We start from the raw sequence: 23,201 nt of genomic DNA on the forward strand, positions 1-23,201 counted from the left end.
GATGCGCTTTGCCTATCACCTGCACTGGCTTCGTGCCGCCCTACTGGCGCGGCTGAAGCCGGCTGAACAGTCCGCCGTCTCCTGGGTTGCCCTCGAAACCATCGCGTTGACCGGGCTCATGCTGGCCTTGTCACGCTGGATAGACCCGGCCGACCCCCTGGCACAACAGGCCCAGTTTCCCTGGCCCTGGTTTGCCCCCCTGCTGCTCGCCTTGCGCTATGGCGTCACCGCCGGCCTAGGGTCCACCTGCATGATACTGGCCTGGTGGTGGCTGGGCGGGCAAGGCGATGCTGCGGCCTTTGGCCCTTTCCCCAAGCTGTACTTCCTGGGTGGCTTGATCGCCACCATGCTGGCGGGTGAATTTGCCGGTAACTGGAATATCCAACTGCGCCGGGTGCAGGAGACCAATGCCTACCTGTATGAACGGCTGCGCCGCGTTTCCAACCAGTACTACCTGATGCGGTTGTCACATGACCGGCTGGAACATGAGTTTCTGCTCAAGCCCACCACTATGCGCGATGCCCTTGCATCGCTCAAGACCCTGATCGACACCCGCCGCATGGGACAGCAAGCCGCCACCACCGGCTGGATTGCCGAGGCCGACGCCGAGAGCTTCCTGCGCTTGCTGGCCCAGTTCTGCGGTGTGGAAGAAGCCGGCCTTTATGCCCTGCCCAATGGCCGCAACGAGGCCATCGCTTATGTAGGCAGCCTGCCCGGCCCCGATGCCAAGCCAGTACGTCCAAACATGAACCAGGACGACCCCATGGTGGCGCATGCACTGGAAAACCATCTGCTGACGCACCTCTCCATGGATGGCATAGGCCGCCGCCAACCCAGCGAGTACCAACTTGTTGCACCGCTGCTGACTGCCGACGACCGCATCTTGGGGTTGATCACTGTCAAGCGCATCGGCTTCTTTGCCCTGCACGAAGAGACACTGGTGATGCTGGCAGCCCTGGTGGGCTATCTCGCCGACTCACTGGCCACACCCGAGAGCACGCGCAAGTTGCGCGAAGGCACCCCCGACTGCCCGGCCGAATTCGCCGAAGAACTGGGCCGTCTCTTGCACCTGGCCAATGCCGGCAAGGTGGAAAGCTGGCTGGTGTTGCAGGTATTCCATAACACCGAGCGCGGCGCCGACACCATAGAAGGTATACGCCGCATGCGGCGAGGCCTGGACGGCGTCTGGCTGCTGACCGGCGAGAGCTACCATGCAGTCCTGACCCTGCTTCCCATGACCAACGATGCCGGGGTGGATGGCTATATCGAGCGCATAGGCAAATGGGCCGATGACCTGTACGGCCAGAACTTCAGCATGCAGCACCGTACCATCCATACAGAGCCCCTGCTGGGAGTGGACCCAGCCAGCCTGGTACGCAAAGCCTTGGCACCACTGGGGGATCGTACGTGATAGGTGGTCGGCTGCTGTTTGCTGCAAGTCTTGATATCGGTGCATTGGGGGCGCTGATCACCGGGGAGGCTGAACCCTTGCGGGTCACCTTGCTGCTGGCCAGCCATGCCTTGGCCTGCGTCGTGTTCTCGTTCACTGGGCTGCACTTCCTGCCGCCACACTACCGCTTTCCAGCCCGTGCACCGTTGTTGCTGTTCTTTTCGCTCTGCTTCTTCATCCCCGGTATCAGCGTGCTGGGCATCCTGCTGGCCGTGATCCTGGCCCGCTTCGTCAAGCGGGAAGAAGTCTTCGCCCCCTTTGGCGAGGTCGAGCCGCCCAACTACCGTTCCGGCCGGGGTCAGAGCCCCCGGGCCTATGCCGCAGGCGGGGTCAAGGCACTGATGTTCAACCCCAGCGCCCGCACCGATATCCGCATGAAGGCACTGCTGACCACCCAGGCCATGCCCCGCCGCCTGGCCAACCCCCTGCTGCACGAGGCGCTGTCAGGCGATGTTGATGATATCCGGCTGGTGGCCTATGGCATCCTGGCCAACCAGGAACGCGAAATCGCCGAGCATATCCACCGACTCAACCACGAAGAGCCGGATGATGACAAGGCCAGGCTGGATCGCGACCGCTCGCTGGCGCAACTGAACTGGGAGCTGGTGCACAACCGTCTGGTACAGGGCGATATGCGCCGCCACACGTTGGCCCAGGCCGAGCGCTATGCGCTGAGCTGCCTGGACCGCATGGCAGAGGATGCCGGCCTGTGGATGCTGCTGGGCAAGATACGACTGGAGAACAACCAGGCCGACGCAGCCCTGCCCTGCTTCTTGGCGGCCCAGGCTTTTGGCCAACCGGTCAGCAGCGTGGTGCCCTACTTGGCCGAACTGGCCTGGCGCAAGAAGAACTACCAGGAAGTAAGGCGCTTGATGGCGCAACTGCCTGCCGAGGGGCAATCGCCCCTGGTCAACGCCCTGCAACGCTACTGGACGCAAACTGCCTGATGGCCATCATACGCAAAGCCGATTCCGCCGATATTGCCCTGCTGCTGGAGGGCACCTATCCCTATATCTCGGGCGGTGTCTCCAGCTGGGTGCACCAGATGGTGACTGCCTTCCCTGAATATCGCTACGCCATCGTCTTCATCGGCTCCAATCCCGACGAATACGGCCAGCCACGCTACCAGATGCCCGACAACGTGGTGCACCTGGAAACCCACTTCCTGCACGAGAAGCACGGCGAATCCGAAACCAAGCCCCGCAAGGGTGACCCGCAGACCATGCAGACCGTGCGTGAGCTGCACGATTGGTTCCGCTCTGGCAGCACCGAGGGCGGCGATGCCGTGTTCAAGGCGCTGGCCAGCATGCTGCTCGACAGCAAGGATGTGGGCGAGGCCGAATTCCTCTATGCCAAGACCAGTTGGGAATACATCTGCCAGCAGTACCGCGAGCGGTGTACCGACCCCTCCTTTGTCGATTACTTCTGGACCGTCCGCTCCATGCACGAGCCCTTGTGGACGCTGGCCCGTGTCACCCAGAACCTGATACCGGTGCGGCTGTTCCACACGGTATCTACCGGCTATGCCGGCTATCTGGGGGCTCTGCTCAAGAACAAGCGGCTCAAGCCCCTGCTCACCAGCGAGCACGGCATCTATACCAAGGAACGCAAGATAGACCTGTTCCAGAGCAACTGGGTGCGCGACAACCGCGATGCCTTCCAGAAGCACGCCAGCGAACTGAGCTACTTCCGCAGCTTGTGGATACGCTTCTTCCAGGGCCTGGGCCTGGCCTGCTACGACGCCTCCGACAAGATCGTGGCATTGTACGAGAACAACCGCCTGCGGCAGGTAGAGGACGGCGCACCGGCCGAGCGCACCCTGAATATCCCCAACGGCATCAAGCTGACTCGCTTCGCCCCCATACGCCCCAACCGCGACGACAGTCCCAAAAGCCCGCCCATACTCTGCCTGCTGGGCCGGGTCGTGCCCATCAAGGACATCAAGACGTTCATCCGCGGCATGCGTACTGTCGCCAACGAGCTACCCAATGCCGAAGGCTGGATAGTCGGCCCCGATAACGAAGACCCGGCCTACGCGCAGGAATGCCGCGACCTGGTGGAAAGCCTGGGGCTCAGCAACAACGTCAAGTTCCTGGGGTTCCAGAAGCCTGAGGACATCTTCCCCAAGGTCAAGCTGCTGATCCTCTCCTCCATCTCCGAGGCGCTGCCGCTGTCCTTGCTGGAAGGCTACGCCGCCGGCATCCCGGCGGTCACCACCGATGTAGGCTCCTGCAGCCAGCTGATCTACGGCCTGACAGACGAAGACAAGGCCCTGGGGCCCTCCGGCGAAGTCGTGCCCATTGCCAACCCCGAGGCCCTGGGCCGGGCCTGCCTGCGGCTGCTGTCGCACTTCGACGTCTGGCAGGCCTGCCAGGCCGCAGCCGTCGCCCGGGTAGAGCGCTTCTATACCGATGACCTGATGTTCGGCCGTTATCGCACGCTATACCAGGAACTGCTGGGCGAGACCGCCACGCCGGACACCACCGAAACCGAGTCGGTGGCCTGATGGCGGGGATAGGCTTCGAGCTGCGCAAGCTCCTGAACAAAAAAGGCTATCTGGGCCTGCTGCAGGGCTATTTCTACGCCGGCCTGATCAGCTCCGGCCCCTGGGTGCTGTCCATCCTGGGGGTGCTACTGATCGGTTTTTTCAGCATCGCCGTGGTGGTACCGGATTTCCTCATTGCCCAGTTCCAGGTCACCGTCACCTATATCATGGCGGTCAGCCTGATACTGACGGGGTTCATCCAGCTAGGCTTCACCCGCTTTATTGCCGACCGGCTGTTCGAGCACAAGGATTACATCGTGCTCGCCAACTTCAATGGCGTGCTATTGGCAGTCACCCTGGCCGCAGGCCTGCTGGGCGGTCTCTCGGCCTTGTTCCTGTTCCCCGAGGAGAGCGTGCTCTACCGCCTGCTGCTGGCCGGCTCCTTCGTGGTCATGTCCGATATCTGGATCGCCGCCATCTTCCTCAGCGGCATGAAGCGCTACAAAGCCATCGTGCTGCTGTTCTTCCTGGGCTACAGCATCACCGTCGCGGCCGCGCTGCTGATGCGCCCTTTCGGTCTGGAAGGCCTGATGGGGGGGTTCTTCATCGGTCAGAGCGTGCTGCTGTGGGGCATGGTGGCGCTGGTGCTGTATGAGTTCCCCGGCGCCGACTTTGTCCGCTTCGACTGGCTGGAAGTACGCAAGGTCTACCCCAGCCTGATCTGGACCGGCTTTTTCTACAATCTCGCGGCCTGGGCAGACAAGTTCATCTTCTGGTACTACCCCTATACCTCCAACCAGGTCATAGGCCCATTGCGCGCATCCGAAATCTACGACTTCCCCATCTTTCTGGCCTACCTCAGCATCATCCCTGGCATGGCGGTGTTCCTGGTGCGGATGGAGACCGACTTCGTCGAGTACTACGAGAAGTTCTACAACGCAGTGCGCGAGGGCGAAACGCTGCAGTACATCGAGGAAATGCGCAACGAGATGGTGGCCACCATACGCCAGGGCATCGCCGAGATCGTCAAGATCCAGGGCATCGCCATCCTGCTGGTGTTCGCCCTCGGCCCCATCCTACTCGACGCCCTGCACATCAGCCGCCTGCACCTGCCCCTGCTCTATGTCGACGTGGTGTCTGCCGGCCTACAGGTGGTGTTCCTCGGTTTGCTAAATGTGTTCTTCTACCTTGATCGCCGCCGCATCGTGCTGATGCTGACCGGCTTGCTGGTGGTCAGCAACGTGTTGTTCACCTCCATCAGCCTCTACCTGGGCGCAGCCTTCTATGGCTACGGTTTTGCTGCCGCCATGCTGCTGACGGTGACCGTGGCCATGCTGGTACTGGATCGCAAGCTGGAAACCTTGGAATACGAAACCTTCATGCTGCAGTAGCGATCTTGAGGGGCGTGCAGGAGTCTGTCGTGCCTATGGCGGTACAACAATCCATCACCCCTCACTGGCTCCGCAGCCCACCGCCAGCAGCCGGGTCATTTCTGCCGCCGATACAGCCCGGCAGCCCGTTGGATTCTGGCCCGACCACAAAGGCGAGAAATCACCGCTCCCCGCCGCCTCGGCCTGGCTGCGCAAAGGCGCCATGGCCGCCGTGGCAAGGGGAAAAGCCGGTACCGCTGGGCTGATCGGCCCCAGTTCACGCATCACCCGATTGACGATGCCGCGCGCGGGCCGCCCGGTAAACAGATTGGTCAGTGCTGTAAGCTGCGCCGCCTCGCTCTGCAAGGCCGCACGGTGCACCAGGCTGGTGGTGGCTTCATGGCACAGCATATAGGCCGTACCTACCTGCACTGCGGCAGCACCCAGTGCCAGCGCCGCCCGTACGCCCCGGGCATCTGCTATGCCGCCAGCCGCAATCACCGGCACCTTCACCGCTGCCACCACCTGTGGCAGCAAGGCAAAGGTACCTTGTTGGGTACTGAGGTCATCCGACAGAAACATGCCCCGGTGCCCGCCTGCCTCCAGCCCCTGGGCAATGATGGCATCGACGCCGCGCGCCTCCAGCCAGCGGGCCTCGGCCACGGTGGTAGCCGAGGAAATCACCTTGGCGCCCCAACTCCGTACGCGTGCCAGCAAGTCATCTGACGGCAGACCGAAATGAAAACTCACCACCGGCGGCCTGAACTCGGCCAACACCTCGGCCGCCTCCTGCGTAAATGGCATGCGCCCCGCTCCTGCCGGCACGCTATCGATATCCAGCCCCAGCTCGCGATAATACGGCGACAAGGCAGCCCGCCAGACAGCCTCCCGTTCTGCCACCGGGCTAGGTGGCGTATGGCAGAAGAAATTCACGTTGTAAGGCTGGTCGGTGCCAGCCTGTATCGCCGCCAACTCAGTACGCAGCGCCTCCAGCGACAGCATGGCCGCCGGCAAGGAGCCCAGGCCACCGGCGCGGCTTACCGCAATGGCCATGGCACTGGCCTGTACCCCGGCCAAGGGTGCTTGTATCACGGGATAGCTAGTACCGAACAAGGTCGAACCGGGCATAAGGACTCCAGCAAGGATAGATGAATGGGCATGGCGCCGAGTGCGCAAGCAGGCAGCGACATCCTGCACCAAGCTCTCAACACGGCGACCTTAGCGCGAAGGTGGGCACAAAACCATGGCCCAGGGCTTATTTAGAGCCCGCCATAAACTTAAGCCATTGAAAAATCGTCACCAATCAAAAAATGACGAACGCCAGCGAGGTTACCCCGCCGTGCAAGGTGGGCTTCCGTCGCTGAGCGAACACGGAGGGTGTGGATAAAATCAGGGCAGAGCCTGCTGTATCTGGCTACTTTGACGCTTAGCACCAGGGTTACCCTGGCGCCTGAGCGGCCTGATATCAACAATCAATGACCTCGATTCATGGCGGGCGCCAAAAGCCTGTTCCATGTCGTTTCGCCACGTTGCGGCCCACGGGGCTCGCAACCTTGCCGGCTGAAGGGCAAGCCCCCATCCTCGTCCTGGGTATGCACGGCATCAGCCAGCCATAGGGTCGATACCATGGTCCAGCACAGGCCTACCCGACATATCCATCGGCGTTTCGCCGCTGTCTTCAATGGCATCTCAAAAGCCTGTTCAGTGCCTTGTTGGGCATGCCTGAAAAGCACCCATGCCCCGCCATGCGGGCAATCATGGTTCACCCCCGACCTCCAGCAATAGCTTGCCCTGGCGCTGGCGTGATTCAAGGCTATGGTGGGCGGCATGGATTTCCGCCAGCGGGAAGGCAGTAGCGCCATCCATGAGTGCCGGGCGGGCAAGTAGCGCTGCGAATGTCCAGTCGGCGCCAAGCGCCAGTTGCTGCGGATTGCGCAGGTAGTGCGGCAGCACAGGCCGGCTGAACGTGGCAGAGCGTTGCATCAGGCGAGCCGCATCGATAGGCGGAACCTGGCCACTGGCGGCACCGTAGACGATGAGATGGCCGCACTCGGCTAGGCAGCTCAGCGATCCATCGACAGTGGCGGCACCAACACTATCGAATACCCATTGCGCCCTGAGGCCACCCATCCGTTCCTGTGCGAGGTCCGGCCAGGCCGGGTCGGTGCTATCCAGCGGCAATGCACCCATCTGTGCCAGGGCAGCACGCTTGGCGGTAGTCGAGGCCAGCGCAATAACGTCCACCCCGTGCAGCAGTAGCGCGTGGATCAGCCAGCGCCCCACCCCGCCGCCGCCGGCATGCACAATGGCCCAGCCATGTGACCCCTGAGCAATGCGGGCGACGCGGTGAAACAGCATATACGCAGTCAAACCGTGCTCCAGCGTCGCAGCCGCCTCTCGCAGCGCGACACGCTCGGGCAGGCGCACCAGGCCTTCGGCCGGAACCGCAACCTGCTCTGCGTGGGCACCTTGTGCGGTGGCTGCAAAAGCCACGCGCTCGCCTGTACGCCAGCCGCTATCCGGCGGTGCGTAGGCGACACGGCCTGCGGCCTCGATACCGAGCGTCAGTGGCAGGACTATGCCAGGGTAGCGGCCGGTGCGCTGGTAGGCATCGACATAGTTGATGCCCGCGTAAGCGACATCGATGACGACATGGCGGTCCTGGGCAGGTGCTGGGACGTCATCGAGAACAATGACATCCGGTGTACCGTGTTGGTGAATACGTGCGGCTTGCATAGCGGGTTTTCCCTGCTGGGTAGCATGATGAGGGTGCCAATTCTGCTGCGCACCAAACGCACTAAAAAGCGATAATCAGCCACAGTTAATGTGAGCAATACGCACAATGAGATCCTTACCGCCCCTGCCAAGCCTGCAAGCCTTCGAAGCTGCTGCCCGCCTGGGTAGCTTCAGCCGCGCCGCGACGGAACGTCACCTGACTCACAGCGCCATCAGCCGCCATGTACAAGCTTTGGAGCATTGGTGCGGTCAGGCCTTGTTTGAGCGCAGGGGCCCACGCGTGCAACTGACCGAAGCCGGCCTGGTGCTGGCACAGCGTCTGGCGGCCTCGCTGCAAGGCTTGCATCTGGCCTTGCAAGCACCGGGTGAGGCCGTGCTGGCCGAGCCCTTGCGGGTCTATACACTGCCTTCCTTCGCCAGCGCATGGCTGGTGCCCAGGCTGGCCGATTTCCAGTTGCGGTACCCCCAGATCGGGCTATGCGTCGAAACCGGCTACGCCCTCGCACAGTTGCCACCTCATCTACCAACGGTGGCACTGCGCTATGGCGTACTTGCCGCAGATGGACTGGCGACCGACCTCTTGTTGCGCGAGCGCTTGGTGGCAGTAGCCACGCCAGCCTGGATAGCCCGCTTCGGTGAAGATCCCTCGCTTTGGCCGGCAGCCCAGATGCTGCGGCTGGCCGACAGCCCCTGGCCCAGCCACACACCCGGCAAGGGCCGACGGCGCGTAGCGCTGCCTCTGGCAAGTGGCATGCTGTTCAACGATGGCCTGCTGCTGGTGCAGGCAGCGGCAGCCGGCCTGGGCGTGGCCTGGGCGCGTAGCGGACTGGTGGGTGCGGCGCAGCCGGCCGGCAGACTGGCAGCCATAGCAGGTCTGGAGGCTGACAGCGGCAAAGCCTACTGGTTGGCCTATCGCACTGAATTGGCCAGCCATCCAGCCGTGGCGGCCTTTCGCGAATGGACACTGGCACAATGGGCAGAGTAGCCCAGGCCCGGGAAGCCTGGCGTCGGTCGTGACCAGGGAATCTGGGTTAGGCTTGTTCTGGCAAAGACGAAGAAAAAACAGATCGCTCAGGAGGAGAGCATGAAGCAGTCACATACGATGGAAAGCCAGTTGGCTTCCAAACTGATAGACAACAAGTTTGCCGAGCTCGGCGGCTGGCGTGGGGAGACACTAGCCAGGATGCGCGCGCTGATCCAGGAAGCCGACCCCGAGGTTGTCGAGGAATGGAAATGGATGGGTACGCCGGTATGGTCGCACCATGGAATCATCTGTACCGGCGAGTCCTACAAGTCCGTTGTGAAGCTGACCTTCATCAAGGGTGCTGCGCTGAGCGACCCCAACAAGCTCTTCAACGCCAGCCTGGAGGGCAAAACCAGGCGGGCAATCGATATTCGGGAGGGTGAGGTGGTCGACGCAACTTCGTTCAAGGCGCTGATACGTGCCGCTATCGAACTCAATAACGCGACCGTAAAGGCGAAAGCAGACAAGCATAGTAAATAGCTTGCATATGTAAGCCCTGCCCAGCTCACACCCGCATATCCACGCCACCCTGATCGCCCTGCCAGTCTGGCAGCCAGTCGAGGTAGCGTTCGCCGCCCGGCAAACCCAGGATGCGCATGGCCATATCGCCGGCCAGCGCAGATTGATCTTCGCCCGCCGGGTTCCAAGTCAAGGCAAAGGGCAGGCGCACCGGCTCGCTGGTCAGCCTGTCGAGCAGGTCGACTGCCGAGCCGGCAAAGTCTGCCGATAGCGGTAGACGGTTGCCGCCGCCGACCGTCGTCGGCACGGCCTCTCCGCCACTGCGCCGGTCGGCCGCCAGTGACGTGAGCGATGCGCTGTAGCGAACTTCCAGCTCGAACTCAAAGGTCCGCCCATCCGCCGTGGTAATGGTGCCTCGGCCGGTAAACTCGCTGGCGTCCTCCAGCTGGAAGCCGGCAGCGCGCAGTTGGCCGTTCTCATCAGTACGATTGAATGCGGCTGCACTGAAGCGTGATCGGCTGGCAATGGCGGTCTCGTCAAACTGTATGGTGGCGCCCTCGGCCGCACTGCCTAGCAAGCTCTGCGCAAAACCCTGAGCCAGGCCGATTGCCATGTCGCCCATGGCGCCCTGTATCTGGTCTACCCGCTTTTGCATGATATCGCTGGCACGTATCAAGGGATCGCTGGCGTCCCTGGCCTTGCCCGCCTCCTGCTGGCGCATGGCACCCTGCGCGCTGCCATTGGCCGGCTGCTGAAACAGACTGGGTAGTGATGGATGGAGCGAGGACAGATTCATGGCGGCAGCTCTCAGTGGGATAAAGCCTTATCGGCATGGCAGGCTATCCCCTTAAGCGAAATCCGGGCCATGCGCTGAACGGTCATCTTGCAAGGCAGGCAAAGCGGCCTCCCCCAAAGCAACAGCCCCGCCAGGGCGGGGCTGTTGCGACAGTCAGGCAAACCTAATCAGCTACCGCTGACTGTTACCGCAGCCACGTCCTTGCTCACGGTGGCCGTAGTGGTCTTGGCCACCAGCGTCGAAGCCGAGGGCGCATTGCCGCCCACCAGCTTGTTCACCTGGCGGAACTCGCAGCTCAGGCCGGCCGTCGTCAGCGTCACCACGGCGTAGCCCTGCGCATCAGTATTGGCCAACTTCAACCAGGGGTTGCTGTTCAGGCTGGACAGCTGCCCGGCCAGTGGCAACAGCTGGCCAGTAAACGCTGGCGCAGCCTGCAAACCGGTCAACACCGTGGTAGTAAAGCCATCCAGTTGCGTTTCAGGCACCCCCTTGGCCGCCAGGGCGCCGCGCAGCTGTACACGCAGACTCTCGGCCAAGCTGGCTGCCGTAGGCGCAGCCTTGCCCAGGGTGTAATCCAGCAGGTTGACGTTGAGCACTACATCGCCCAAACCGGTGACGGGCACAGTCAGGGGGTAGTACACCAAGGTAGCCAAGCTGGCCGACAAGCTGCCCACAGCATCCTTCAGGTAGCTGAAGAAGGAGTCCGAGCTGACACCTGCAGTGACCAGGTCCACCATGACCGGTGTGCCGCCGCCAGTGCCGTTGTAGTCGTCATGCACGGTACCGGCATAGAAGGCGTGGATATCCCCGGTCAGCGCCACTACGTTCTTGATGCTGTTGTCCTTCAAGTGCTTCATCAACAGCTTGCGCTCGGCGTTGTAGCCATCCCACTGGTCGGCGTTGATCACGAACTTGGTAAAGAACGGGGCCAGGCCTGCCTTCAAATTGGCGGGGATGAAGTTCGAGTTTGCCTTCTTGGCCACCACATCGGGTTTGATCATGCCAAAGGCGATGGTCTGTGCGCCGGCCGCCACCTGCGCGGCCAAACCACCCGCCGCTGCCGCCTTGGCTGCCATATAGGCGGCTGCCGCAATGGCCGCATCGGCCGAGCTCAGGCCCGCATCCACCCCGGCAGCGGGCAAGCTGGTTCCCATGGCATCAGCCGTGGCCAGTGCCATGCCGGCAGCGCCTGCTGTAGCTTGGCTTGCGCCAGCGGTAAGGGCAGTCACGACGACAGCAGCAATGGCAGCATTGCCGCCGGTCGACGCCAGCGCGGTCTGTATGCCGGAAGCGAGGGTCGGTACCGCCTGCAAGGCCAGCAGGGTGGCAATGGCATTGGTACCGTCCACACCCATCTTCAACAGCGATACCTCGTTGCCCCACAGTTTCCAGGTCGCCGTGGAATTCTTCATGGTGTCCTTCCACCAGTCACGCTGCACCTGGCCCAGGATGGAAGTGAACACCAGCTCATCCAGCCCCACGGCCTTGGCACCCGCCATCTTCTGCGCTTCGATGGCAAGCAAGGTGGTTTCTGGCGCCATATAACGACTGCCTATGCTGCCGATGGCGGCGCCCGTTGCCGGGTTGGGTGCGGCCTCCGGGATGATGTGGTCGGAGCGGTACAGCCGCTCGTCGGTCATCACCAGATGCGCCAGCTTGCCAAACTGCAACTCGCGGTAGATACGGATATTGAAATAGCCGTCGGGCGTGGTGTTGTTGAAGTAGATATCGGCCGGCATGAATTCAAACCAGGCCTGGTTGGCGCTGCGGCGGCGCGTGGTCTGGTGATTGTTGTCACCGCCCGTGGCGTTGTAGCTGCCGTTGCTGTAGGTCTCGGCATCGTTCCAGCAGTCATCGCTGAACTCGTGGTCGTCCCACACCGCCACAAAGGCAAAGCGCTCATGGACGGCCTGCAGACGGCTATCGGTACGGTACTGCTTGTAGAGGTAGCGGTAGTCCGCCAGGGTGGTAGCGTACTTGGCGCCGCTCACCCCGTTCTTGAAGGTGCCATTGGGCAGGCTTAATGCAGTGTGGCGCGTTTCCACCGCACCGGTTTGGAAGGCCTCACCCACGGTTTCGTAGATGTAGTCGCCCAGGTGAATGATGAAGTCCAGGCTCTGGCCGGCCAGGTCGCTGTATGCCCCCCAATGGTTGATGCTCCAATCCTGGCAGCTGAGGAAGGCAAACTTCAGTTGGGCCACGTCGGCATCCTTGGCTGGCGCGGTCTTGAACCGGCCTACCTTGGAGCGCACATCGCCCGCCACAAACTGGTAGTAGTAAGTCTTGCCGGCACTCAGGCCGGTAACCTTGTGGCGCACGGTATTGTCGAACTCGGCCAGCACCGGGATGGTGGTATCCACTACCGTAGTGCCGCTTAGTGCGGTATTGCTGCCCAGAGCCGCCGCGTTGTCGGCTTCGGTGACCAACACCCGAACGCTGAAATTGCTGGCGCTAGAAGACGTCGTGACATCGTCCGCGCTGCTGGGTACCACGCGCGTCCACAGCATGATGCCATCAGGCTTGGGATCGCCCGAGGCCACACTCTGGGGAAACTTGTAGCTGCTACCGCTGGCAGGTGGCGTGTCCGGGCCAGTGGAAGCACTGCTGCCGCCACAACCGGGCAAACCCACGGTCGCGGCCGACACAGTGACAAAACCACCGGCCTTCATAAACTGTCTTCTATCCATCGTGTTCTCCTAATAGTTATCGGGAAGCCAGCCGGGTCGTAAACCCCCAGCCGGGGGAGCCGTAACGGCAATGTATCGAGCAAGTGCTCAAATTAGCAGCCTTGCGTTGCGATTTCTTTGCGAAGCGTGGCGGTAAAACGACAGACGCGCCTGAATTCTCATATACAGACACTCACAGCAAGGCATAGGGCTGCGTCATGCCTGAATCAGAGGGGCGCAAGCATGTATCCAGAATCACATCGACTTTGCCAGCCCGAGGCCGATGGATTCGCGACTTACCGTCGTTCAGCACATAGCCGCTAGCTTGGCCTGAGCAGAGAGGCTGGGGATGGCACGAGCAGGTTCGAGTGCGCGTAAGAACAGGCCGGATCGGACGATGCAGCCCTCAAGCGCGAGGTGGAATCCGTAGTAGCGTGGATGCAAGCCAAGCGGTAGACCACGCCATGGGCACAGCCTGAACCACTCGGCAATATGCAACAGGCCACCGCTGAAAGGTGGCCTGTTGCATGTCTATGCTGGCGGTCTACTCGCTGCCTGCCAGCTTGCGTTCAAAGTAGTGCAGCTGCCGCCGCCATTTCTTGGTCGGCCGGCCTCGCACGTCAGGATGTTCGAACACCGGCGCCAGCGCCTGTGCCTCGCGCCGGGACTGCCGTGCCGCCTCGCTCTCTGCCGTCTCCACATACAGCAAACGCGCCTCGGTGGCCGGCCCGCGCTTCTCGCTGAGTGCCAAGACCAGCACTTCGTACTCTTCAGTCTGCGTCCGTATGCGCAATCGATCGCCAGGCTTGAGGTGGCGAGAGGGTTTGGCGCGCTCACCATTGAGATGGACATGACCGCCATCAATGGCTGTGCCTGCCAGGCTGCGCGTCTTGAAAAACCGGGCAGCCCACAACCATTTGTCCAGCCGTATATCCGCGCTGGCCGATTCGTCCTGCTTTCGGCTCATGGCGTAGCAACCCCGTATTTCTTCATCAAGCGATCTATCACCCCGTCGCGGCGAGCAGTCTCAATAGCCTGGCGCCAAGCCAGCACCTCCACCTCCGGCGTGGTCAGTGAAGCGGCAACGTATACCTCGGTACTGGCCAAAGGCTTCCCGAACACAAACTGTCTCTCATCCCGCCCCGCCTGCTGCAAGGTGGCCCGTATCACCCAGTCACCGCTGACTATGGCCGCGACCATGTTCTGATCCAGCAAGCGCAGCAATGCCTCGTTGCTGGGTTCTTCCAGAATGTGCCGATATCCCAGGTTCTCCAACATGGCGCGGTGGGGTGAACCGCGCAACACCCCCACCGGCAGCTTGCCCATGGCGGCATGGTCGTCCAAAGATACATTCAGATCACGGCGGGTCAGCATCAGGTGCCGCATGACACCGAGCGGCGCTACCCAAGTGTAGAGTTTTTCGCGATCAGGTGTGCGTGACACCGGAAAAATCAGCATGGCCGCACCCGAGCGCGCCGTCGCCTGGGCCCGTGGCCAAGGGTAGAACCTGATATCGCCATGGAAACCCAGGCGGGGTGCCAATTCCTGCACCAACTCATACATCATGCCGCGCCCCTTGCCATCCTGGCGGTAGGCCATGGGCATAATATCGGCAGTCACTATTCCCTCTACTGCCGCCCCGGCGGGCGACAGCAGCAAGCTTGCCAACAGGGCGATCAGTCGCCTGCCCATCCGCTGGTGTCCATAGGATTGAAGCGCAGTGTCTGACCACGCAGTTCGGCGCTGGCGGGTCCCATCAGCCACAGGAAGGCAGTAGCCATATCGGCCGCAGCCGGGATGGCATTCTTGTCTTCGGCGGGATGGGTCTTGGTCCGGAAAGGGCTCTTTACCGGCCCTGGCACCAGCAGGTTCACCCGTGGCATGGGGGCCTTGCCCCATTCATCTGCCGCCACCTTGGACAGCGCAGCCTGGCCGGCACGGGTAGTGGCAAAACCGCCCCAATAGGCCTTGGGATCAAACGCATGCTGCTCGCCCACAAACAGTACGCTGGCGTCCTCGGCCCGCTTGAGCAAAGGCAGGCAAGCCCGCGTGATGGCAAACGGCGCAGCTACATTCACCCGATACATGCTGACCCACTCCTCCAGCTTCTGGTTAGTCAGCGGCGATAGGTGATTGAAGCCATTGGCACAGTGGACTATGCCATCGAGCCGATCAAACTCCTTCCAGATCAGGTTGGCGAAGTTGACGCAGTCCTGATCGCTCATGGCGGCCAGATCCACCGGCACGGCCGCAGGCTTGGCGCCACCGGCGGCTTCGATGGCATCGTAGACCTTGGTCAGTTTCTTGTCGTTACGCCCCACCAGCACAATGGTTGCACCATGCGCGGCCAAACTCATGGCGGCGACCTCGCCTATGCCTTGACCCGCGCCCGTCACAATGATGACGCGGTCTTTCAGGTAATCGGAAGGAGCGTTGAAATCTTGCCAGGGTTGCATTGTCAGCCTGCGGAGTTGAGTTCGACCAAGGGTGCGGAGTCTAGCATGAGGCAATCCAGCGCTTATTGCGCCAGGGCAAGCCCTTGCATTTATGCCCCGCTTCACCCAACTTACTCGTATTCCAGTATTTCAAGTGTATACACCGAGGAAGCCACCATGGCCAAAGTAAGCAAAACCGATGCCGAATGGCGCGCTCAGCTGAATGAAACGCAGTACCGCGTGACCCGCCACGCCCATACCGAGCCACCCTTCAGCGGCATCTACTGGGATACCACCACCGACGGTACCTATCGCTGCATCTGCTGCGCCACGCCGTTGTTTGTTTCGACCACCAAATTCGACGCTGGTTGCGGCTGGCCCAGCTTCTGGCAGGCCATCCCCGGCGCCGTCATCGAACGCCGGGATACGACTCATGGCATGATACGCACCGAGATACTTTGCGCAGCCTGTGATGCCCACCTGGGTCATGTCTTCCCCGATGGCCCCGGCCCCGATGGTCTGCGCTATTGCGTCAATTCGGCGTCCATCAACCTAGAACCCAAGTCCGGCTGACATGCAAACACCCCGCTCACGGCCCACGCTGTTTACCCTTTGCTTGCTGCTTGCCCTGCTGCAACCCTGCGCGCAGGCAGCCAGCCTAGTTTACTCCGACACGGTATTCACCGAGGCAGCGAGCAACAATGGCGCTCTGGGCAATGCGCTGACACTTAAGCTGAGCGGCGACAGCTTCAATGCCCCAGTAGGCACCAACCTGCTTAGCACCGGACGTGCCAGCATTGCCCACCTGCCAACGGGCCTGAGCGCCAGCCTGCTGGTGAACAGCGCAACAGAAGCAACTCTCAGCCTGGGTGGTAGTGCCAGCAGCCATGAAGACCGACACGATGTCTACAACCTGAGCATCACGCTGGCAGACAGTGCAGTACAGAGCGGCAATGCCACCAAGGTAAGCGGCCATGCCCAGGAGTCACTGCGCATTGACTTCAACGACAATAGCTCCCCGGCGGAGCCGTTCGAGTTCGAAGGCGACCTGGCAGCCGGCCAGTTGGACGATGCCACCGGCTTTACCGCCCAGCCCGCCACCCTGGACATGGTCAGCAATATCGGCAGCCTCTCCGGCCAGGTTGGTGTGGCCGAGAACGGTCTACTGGTCCTGTTGAGCGCCCCGCCTGCGCCCCTGCAGTTCGCACAGAGTGCCAGCTCCCGGGTATTCATCAGCTTTGCGCCGCAGGCCCTGAACCAACTGCAACTGGGCGGACAGACACTGACCGTGCAGACCAACCCCGAGACCCTGACCAAACAACGCAATACCTTCCTCGCCACCTATGCCTTGCGCCAGCCAGCAGGCGGCACCCAGACCGGCCTGCTGCTGACCCAAGGCGAGGCCATGTTGCGCAACACCGAAGGCAACAGCCTGTTGGGCGGCTTTTTGCTCGGCAGTGAAACCTTGCTGCGAGAAGTCACGGTACGCACTGGCAGCGCAGGCGCCACTGCCCACATCAGCCGACTGAGCGACACCGCCGCGATCTCGCTGGAGAGCGGCGACGCCACCCTCACCCTCTATCCCCCCAGGAATGTCACCGCTGCGGCGACCACCCTGCAGCTGAAAGCCGGTGAAGTAGCACGCTTCAATGGTGACGGCCAGTTGCTGGGGGTCTACTTCGGTTCGCTCAGCGGCAAGCTCGGCAAGGCCGGAGACCCCATCCGGCTGGAGCGCCCGGATGGATTGACTGCCTACCCCCTCTGGGCGCCGCGCCTTAGCGGCAGCAACATGCCAGCCCGGTTAGGCATGAGCCCGCAGGACTACCTCGCAGCGCAACTGGGCGCCAGCGTAAGCCAGCAGGCAGATGGCACACTCAAGCTGAGTCTCCCCGGCACCAGCTTGTCGGTTTTCCCCCAGGGTAGCCTAGCTGCCATTAGTACCGGCGCTAGCCAGTTCAACACCGATGGCAGCTACCACTTCAGCAGCCCCCTGCTGCAACTGGACGTCACAGCGGTGCTGCAGGATATGACCCGCTTCGCCCCCCTGCTACTGCAGAGCGGCCTGCAGACTCAGATCACCAGTAACGGCCTGCTGCAGCTGCAGAGCAGCAATCCCGCCTCAGCCAGCACCTTCCTGCTGGGCAGGCCGCAGCTGGGTTACAGCTCGGTTCCTGCCATCGTGCCCACCAGCATCGCGGTCGATGGCCAGGGCATCGTGCACTGGCACAACGGCCAAGGTGCTTCGCAACTGATCTACCCGGTTTTTCATGACCTTGCCTTCATTACCGAGGCGGCCGAAAAAGGCGGCTGGTTTGTGTCCCCATCCGGTGAAGGCAGGCTGACGCTCAGCAATGCCGCAGGCGCCGAATATCTGTTGCGACCGGATTACCAGGTCCAGACCACCAGCGGCAACATGAGCAATCTGTTCGATGCCTTCTGGGTCGCTGCCGATGGCAGCCTGTACGTGCGCTATCCCGGCAATTTGATGCAGCGTTTCACGCTGGAGTAAGCGCCGCTATACCGCACGGCATGGCAAGGTGCGGCGCCTCCCTACGCCCAGCCCGCTGGCGTGGAGCCTCGCTGCACGCCAGCGGGGATTTGACGACCGTGAGCAGCCAGTTGCCGGAAACAAGGCTAAAATCAGGTCATGCTATGCGCCTCATGGCTGCCGGTGCCCAGGCTGAGCTGTCCGCCTGATCACCTGCCCATGCCGCGTGCGCCCTATACCCGCCCTACCTTACTCGGACCACCCTATGTTTATCGTCGTCACCGGCGCCGCCGGCTTTATCGGCTCCAACCTTGTCAAGGCACTCAATGAGCGCGGCATCAGCGAAATCATCGCGGTGGACGATCTCAAGCAGGGCGACAAATTCAAGAACCTGGTCGATTGCGAGATAGCGCACTACATCGACAAAGATGATTTCATCGAGCAACTGGATGCCGGCGACTTCGATGGCGAAATCGACGCCGTGCTGCATCAAGGTGCCTGTTCCGACACCATGGAGCAGGACGGCCGCTATATGCTGGACAACAACTACCAGTATTCGCTGGCCCTGCTCGATTACTGCCAGATCGAGGAAATCCCCTTCATCTACGCTTCCAGCGCATCCGTGTACGGCGGTGGCTCGGTTTTTCGCGAAGAGCGTGAATTCGAGGCACCACTCAACGTCTACGGCTATTCCAAGTTCCTGTTCGACCAGATCGTCCGGCGTCGCTGGGATGACCTGAGCGCCCAGGTGGTGGGACTGCGCTACTTCAATGTCTATGGCCCCCGTGAAAATCACAAGGGCCGCATGGCCTCGGTCGCCTACCATCACTTCCATCAGTACCGTGAGCACGGCAAGGTCAAGCTGTTTGCGGGATGCGACGGTTACGGCAATGGCGAACAGAAGCGCGACTTTGTCTCGGTAGAGGACGTGGTACGGGTCAACCTGCACTTTCTGGATCACCCCAAGCAGTCGGGCATCTTCAACCTGGGCACGGGACGGGCACAGAGCTTCAACGAACTGGCCGCCGCCAATGTCAACGCCTGCCGCCGCCACGATGGCAAGCCGGCCCTGGCATTGGACGAACTGGTGGCGCAGGGCATCATCGAGTACATCCCCTTCCCCGAGGCCTTGGTCGGCAAGTACCAGAGCTTTACCGAGGCCGATATCGCCCGCCTGCGTGAAACAGGCTACGAACATCCCTTCCTGACTGTCGATGAGGGCGTAGGCCGCTATATCGACTGGCTCTACGGGCGCAAGGCTTGATGGATCTGCGTGGCAAGGCGCTCAAGCTGTTGTCGCAGCGCGAGCACTCCCGCACCGAGCTACGCCGCAAGCTCGGTGGCAGCGATGTGGCGCGCGAGGAACTCGACGCCCTGCTCGACGAGCTGGTGGAGCGCAACTGGCAATCCGACGCCCGCTTCGCCATAGCCTATGTCGATGCCAATGCCGCACGCTTTGGCCGCTACCGCTTGCAGAACGAGTTGCGTGAGCGTGGCGTGGCCGATGCCCTGATCGCCGATGCGCTAGCGCAACTACCTGCCGAAGACGACGAGCTGAGCCGGGCACGCGAAGTCTGGCGCAAGAAATTTCGGGAAGTGCCGACCGACCCCGCAGAGCGTGCGCGGCAAGCCCGCTTCATGCAGGCGCGTGGCTTTGCTTACGACACCATACGCAAGGTGCTGGGTGGTTTGGATGAAGACTGAAGTTATCGTGGGACTGTTGCTGGGCCTGGCACTGGCGGTTGGTTCGCTCATGCCTGGACCGCCCATGCCCGAGGTGGCACAGGGCGACAAGCTCATGCACCTGCTGGGCTATGGTGTGCTTGCCGCCTGGTGGGCCGGATGCTTCCCGGCACGCTACGGCCGCACCCTGCTGGCCTGCAGCACCTACGGTGTTTTGATTGAATGCCTGCAGGCCATGACGCCCTATCGCAGCTTCGATCCGCTCGACATGCTGGCCAATGCACTGGGCGCCCTGCTTGGTGTCAGCATAGCGCTGGCGGTACGTCGCCTGCTTCCCCGTCTGTCCTGAAATACAACAGCCCATCGCAGAAAACTCGCCCTGCCAGCCGCAGATGCTTATGCTGCCGCGCGTCGAATCATCCATCAGCGCACCGTCTCTCACGAGGAGCACCATGAAAAAGTTGCTGTTATCGCTGGCCCTGCTGGGCACCAGTACCGTCACCCTGGCAGGCAAGCCCACCGACCCCCATCAATGGCTGGAAGACGTAGCCGGCGAAAAATCGCTGGCCTGGGTCAAGGCCCATAACGCCGTCAGCCGCGCCATGCTGGAGCAGCAACCGGGCTTCGAGGCCCTGCGTGGCCAGGTGCTGGACATCCTGAACTCCAAGGCCCGTATCCCCTATATCAACAAAATGGGGGCTTACTACTACAACTTCTGGCGTGATGCCGAACACCCACGCGGTGTATGGCGCCGCACCACCCTGGCCAGCTACCGTACCGCCGAGCCCGAGTGGGAAACCGTGCTGGACCTCGACAGCCTGGCCAAGGCCGAAAACGAGAACTGGGTATTCAAGGGCAGCAATTGTCGCCAACCCGCCTACGACCGTTGCATGCTGGCCCTGTCGCGCGGCGGCGCAGATGCGGTGGTATCCCGTGAGTTCGACCTCGCCAGCAAGTCCTTCGTGAAGGACGGCTACACCCTGCCCGAAGCCAAGATGGATATCAGCTGGCAAGGCAAGGATGCCTTGTTTATCGCTACCGACTTTGGTGCCGGCTCGCTGACCGACTCGGGCTACCCACGCGTGGTCAAGCTGTGGCAGCGGGGCACTCCCTTGGCGGCTGCCAAGACCGTATTTGAAGGCCAGAAGGCCGATATCTCCGTATCGGCCTACGTCAGCGAGCAGCCCGGTTTCCGCCGCGAAATCATCAGCCGCGGCGTGACCTTCTACACCAGCGAGGATTTCCTGCGCGAGGGCGACAAGCTCACCCCTATCGCCAAGCCGGCCGGCGCCACCATCAGCTTCTTCGGCCCGCAAATGCTGATCAGCCTGCGCGAGCCGTGGCAGATTGGCGACAAGACCTGGCCGTCCGGCAGCCTGCTGGCCGTGGATTTTGCCGCCTTCCAGGCTGGCAAGCGTGATTTCACGCCGCTGTTTACCCCCACGCCCACCACGGCCATGGATGGCATGACCGTGACCCGTAACCATGTACTGGTCACCGTGCTGGACAATGTCAAAGGCCGTATCGATGAATGGCGTTTCGAGAGTGGCAAGTGGGCCAGCCGCAAGGTGGATGCCCCTGCTTTTGGCAGCCTGGGCGTCACCGGGGTGGATGCCGATGAGTCGGATGATTACTTCCTCACCCATGTTGACTTCCTGACCCCGGACTCGCTCTACCTGGGCACGGCCGGTAGTGACAAGCGCGAGCTGCTGAAGCAGCGCCCAGCCTTCTTCGATGCCAGCGGCTTCGAGATCGCCCAGAACGAAGCCACCTCCAAGGATGGCACCAAAGTGCCTTACTTCATCGTCAAGGCAAAAAACCTCAAGCTGGATGGCAGCAACCCCACCCTGCTCTACGGCTATGGCGGTTTCGAGCAGAGCATGACGCCCTGGTATTCGGCCGGTGTGGGCAAGGCCTGGCTGGAAAAGGGTGGCGTCTACGTGGTGGCGAACATCCGTGGTGGTGGCGAATTCGGCCCGCGCTGGCATCAGGCCGCACTCAAGTCCAATCGCCAAAAGTCCTATGATGATTTCATCGCCGTGGGCGAGGACCTGGTCAAGCGCAAGATCACCAAGCCCGCCAAGCTCGGCATCATGGGAGGCAGCAACGGCGGCTTGTTGATGGGGGTGATGATGACCCAGCGGCCCGACCTGTTCGGCGCCGTGGTCTGCCAGGTACCGCTGCTGGACATGAAGCGCTTCAACCAACTGCTGGCTGGCGCCTCGTGGATGGGCGAGTATGGCAACCCGGATATCCCCGCAGAGTGGGCCTATATCCGGAAGTATTCGCCTTACCACAATATCAAGAAGGGTAGCCGCTACCCCAATATACTGTTTACCACCTCGACCCGCGATGACCGCGTCCACCCTGGCCACGCCCGCAAGATGATGGCCAAGTTCCAGGAGATGGGTGTCAAGTCTGTCTGGTACTACGAGAACATGGAAGGTGGCCATGCAGGCGCGGCCGATAATAAGCAAAAAGCCGACATGACTGCACTGGAATACAGCTTCCTGTGGAAGACGCTGCAGTAAGCGCCTGTTCACCAGTCCGCAACCCAAAAAGCCGACCTTGTATGGTCGGCTTTTTTGTTGCTGCACTTTGCAATAAAGGATATCGGCGGTTCAGGGCAGCAAGCCGGCCATGAAATGGCAAACCATGGTGGCCCAGACCCTCACGGGTGTGGCAGTGTTGCCGTGCGCTGGCGATATTCAACTGTGGCAGGTGAACCGGCAGACACGCTGACCGAAGAGCAACAGCACCGGCCACTGCCCCAGCTAGGCCAACCGGAACGGGACAGGCATACCCCGCTGGCGGGCCGGCCGGGCATGCCTGCGGCACTAACGCGGGCCTACTGCCATTTGCTTAGAATCTTGTCCAGGGTGCCATCACGGCGTATCTTTTCCAGTCCGTCGGCAAAGCGTTGTGCCTTGATCGCCTCGTCCTTGGGGAAGCCGACATAGCGTGGCACTTCGGCCAGGGGCTGCCCAAGTATCCGTAAATCCTTGTCTGCACCCAATTCGCGCGCCAGGTAGAGCAGCTGCGCCTTGTCACCTATGATCACATCCACCCGGCGGGCAATCAGCTTTTGCACCAGTTGAAGCGGGCTGGTCGCACCCGCATCCTTCTTCAGCGCGGCCTTGTCGAAAGTCTCGGTGTAGGAGAAACCCAGCACCGTTCCCACGATGTAAGGCGACAGGTCCTCCAACGTCTGGTAATCGGCCGGGCCGTCCCGACGCGTCATTAGCACCGTCACCCCATTGCGTATGGGGCCAACCAGCCGATACTTTTCCATACGCTCCGGCGTGCCAACAAACTGGTAGGCCATGTCCACCTGCTTGTAATCCAGCATCTTCTTGACCCGTTCCCACGGGTACAACTGGATTTGATAGGGCTGGCTGGCAGCTTCCAGCGCGGCCCGCACGATTTCGGTATCCATACCTGCAGGCTGCCGTGTTTTCTGATCAAGGTAGGCGTAAGGCGGAAAGGCCTCGTCACTGGCGACCACCCAGGGGAGCGCCAGGGCTGGCATCGCCATCAACAACAGACCAAGCAGAATAAGGTGCGCAAGCGACATGTCCACGCCTCCAGGCAACAAGCTGATGACACTAT

General features: G+C 61.7%; 20 protein-coding genes. 12 read left to right on the forward strand and 8 right to left on the reverse strand.

Annotation, left to right across the window (positions count from 1 at the left end):
* The first annotated feature begins 1 nt into the window (after window position 1).
* The 4 genes from QQK16_RS12815 to pelG are packed head-to-tail and all read left to right on the forward strand — an operon-like array spanning window position 2 to window position 5,326.
* A complete protein-coding gene (locus tag QQK16_RS12815) occupies window positions 2-1,411 on the forward strand; it encodes a PelD GGDEF domain-containing protein (protein ID WP_284196862.1) in 1,410 nt (469 codons plus the stop codon).
* Window positions 1,408-2,397, forward strand: a complete 990-nt coding sequence (locus tag QQK16_RS12820) for a hypothetical protein (RefSeq protein ID WP_284196863.1) — start codon at window positions 1,408-1,410, stop codon at window positions 2,395-2,397. The genes QQK16_RS12815 and QQK16_RS12820 overlap by 4 nt, the downstream gene beginning before the upstream one ends.
* Entirely contained in the window at window positions 2,397-3,956 is a 1,560-nt protein-coding gene (gene pelF / locus QQK16_RS12825; protein ID WP_284196864.1) for a GT4 family glycosyltransferase PelF, read from the forward strand. Before QQK16_RS12820 ends, pelF begins: the two co-directional genes overlap by 1 nt.
* Window positions 3,956-5,326, forward strand: a complete 1,371-nt coding sequence (pelG, locus tag QQK16_RS12830) for an exopolysaccharide Pel transporter PelG (protein WP_284196865.1) — start codon at window positions 3,956-3,958, stop codon at window positions 5,324-5,326. Before pelF ends, pelG begins: the two co-directional genes overlap by 1 nt.
* Before the next feature lie 54 nt (window positions 5,327-5,380).
* Here the strand turns inward: pelG and QQK16_RS12835 are convergent, their stop codons facing one another.
* A complete protein-coding gene (locus QQK16_RS12835) occupies window positions 5,381-6,433 on the reverse strand; it encodes an NAD(P)H-dependent flavin oxidoreductase (RefSeq protein WP_284196866.1) in 1,053 nt (350 codons plus the stop codon).
* A 627-nt stretch (window positions 6,434-7,060) separates the two neighbouring features.
* Complete coding sequence (locus tag QQK16_RS12840; protein ID WP_284196867.1) at window positions 7,061-8,041, reverse strand: zinc-binding dehydrogenase; 981 nt, start codon at window positions 8,039-8,041, stop codon at window positions 7,061-7,063.
* Between the two features lie 106 nt (window positions 8,042-8,147).
* Between QQK16_RS12840 and QQK16_RS12845 the strand changes: the two genes are divergently transcribed.
* Window positions 8,148-9,026, forward strand: coding sequence for a LysR substrate-binding domain-containing protein (locus QQK16_RS12845; protein ID WP_284196868.1), 879 nt, complete (start codon window positions 8,148-8,150; stop codon window positions 9,024-9,026).
* Between the two features lie 99 nt (window positions 9,027-9,125).
* On the forward strand, window positions 9,126-9,545 hold the full coding sequence (locus QQK16_RS12850; RefSeq protein WP_284196869.1) for a DUF1801 domain-containing protein: 420 nt from the start codon (window positions 9,126-9,128) through the stop codon (window positions 9,543-9,545).
* Between the two features lie 25 nt (window positions 9,546-9,570).
* Here the strand turns inward: QQK16_RS12850 and QQK16_RS12855 are convergent, their stop codons facing one another.
* The 5 genes from QQK16_RS12855 to QQK16_RS12875 all read right to left on the reverse strand — a co-directional run bounded on the left by QQK16_RS12855 (window position 9,571) and on the right by QQK16_RS12875 (window position 15,442).
* Window positions 9,571-10,320 (reverse strand): hypothetical protein, encoded by a 750-nt coding sequence (locus QQK16_RS12855; RefSeq protein ID WP_284196870.1) that lies wholly within the window; start codon window positions 10,318-10,320, stop codon window positions 9,571-9,573.
* Between the two features lie 167 nt (window positions 10,321-10,487).
* Window positions 10,488-13,007, reverse strand: a complete 2,520-nt coding sequence (locus QQK16_RS12860; protein WP_284196871.1) for an alkaline phosphatase D family protein — start codon at window positions 13,005-13,007, stop codon at window positions 10,488-10,490.
* 523 nt (window positions 13,008-13,530) lie between these two features.
* Entirely contained in the window at window positions 13,531-13,953 is a 423-nt protein-coding gene (locus QQK16_RS12865; protein WP_284196872.1) for an RNA-binding S4 domain-containing protein, read from the reverse strand.
* Complete coding sequence (locus QQK16_RS12870; protein ID WP_284196873.1) at window positions 13,950-14,678, reverse strand: substrate-binding periplasmic protein; 729 nt, start codon at window positions 14,676-14,678, stop codon at window positions 13,950-13,952. The genes QQK16_RS12865 and QQK16_RS12870 overlap by 4 nt, the downstream gene beginning before the upstream one ends.
* Complete coding sequence (locus tag QQK16_RS12875; RefSeq protein WP_284196874.1) at window positions 14,663-15,442, reverse strand: SDR family NAD(P)-dependent oxidoreductase; 780 nt, start codon at window positions 15,440-15,442, stop codon at window positions 14,663-14,665. Before QQK16_RS12875 ends, QQK16_RS12870 begins: the two co-directional genes overlap by 16 nt.
* A gap of 156 nt (window positions 15,443-15,598) precedes the next feature.
* Here QQK16_RS12875 and msrB point away from each other — a divergent pair, with 156 nt between their 5' ends.
* From msrB to QQK16_RS12905, 6 genes are all read left to right on the forward strand, one after another.
* Window positions 15,599-15,994 carry a peptide-methionine (R)-S-oxide reductase MsrB gene (msrB, locus tag QQK16_RS12880; protein ID WP_284196875.1) on the forward strand — a complete coding sequence of 132 codons (396 nt, stop codon included), beginning with the start codon at window positions 15,599-15,601 and terminating at the stop codon, window positions 15,992-15,994.
* Between the two features lies 1 nt (window position 15,995).
* Window positions 15,996-17,930, forward strand: coding sequence for a hypothetical protein (locus QQK16_RS12885; RefSeq protein ID WP_284196876.1), 1,935 nt, complete (start codon window positions 15,996-15,998; stop codon window positions 17,928-17,930).
* Window positions 17,931-18,174: 244 nt separating this feature from the next.
* Entirely contained in the window at window positions 18,175-19,173 is a 999-nt protein-coding gene (gene rfaD / locus QQK16_RS12890; RefSeq protein ID WP_284196877.1) for an ADP-glyceromanno-heptose 6-epimerase, read from the forward strand.
* On the forward strand, window positions 19,173-19,613 hold the full coding sequence (gene recX / locus QQK16_RS12895; protein ID WP_284196878.1) for a recombination regulator RecX: 441 nt from the start codon (window positions 19,173-19,175) through the stop codon (window positions 19,611-19,613). Before rfaD ends, recX begins: the two co-directional genes overlap by 1 nt.
* A complete protein-coding gene (locus tag QQK16_RS12900) occupies window positions 19,603-19,941 on the forward strand; it encodes a VanZ family protein (RefSeq protein WP_284196879.1) in 339 nt (112 codons plus the stop codon). Before recX ends, QQK16_RS12900 begins: the two co-directional genes overlap by 11 nt.
* 103 nt (window positions 19,942-20,044) lie before the next feature.
* Entirely contained in the window at window positions 20,045-22,123 is a 2,079-nt protein-coding gene (locus tag QQK16_RS12905) for a prolyl oligopeptidase family serine peptidase (protein WP_284196880.1), read from the forward strand.
* A gap of 317 nt (window positions 22,124-22,440) precedes the next feature.
* Here QQK16_RS12905 and QQK16_RS12910 read toward each other — a convergent pair whose 3' ends face one another.
* Window positions 22,441-23,166 carry a substrate-binding periplasmic protein gene (locus QQK16_RS12910; RefSeq protein ID WP_284196881.1) on the reverse strand — a complete coding sequence of 242 codons (726 nt, stop codon included), beginning with the start codon at window positions 23,164-23,166 and terminating at the stop codon, window positions 22,441-22,443.
* Window positions 23,167-23,201 lie beyond the last annotated feature (35 nt).

It is taken from the genome of Chitinimonas prasina, from assembly GCF_030160395.1.
GTDB lineage: Bacteria > Pseudomonadota > Gammaproteobacteria > Burkholderiales > Chitinimonadaceae > Chitinimonas > Chitinimonas prasina.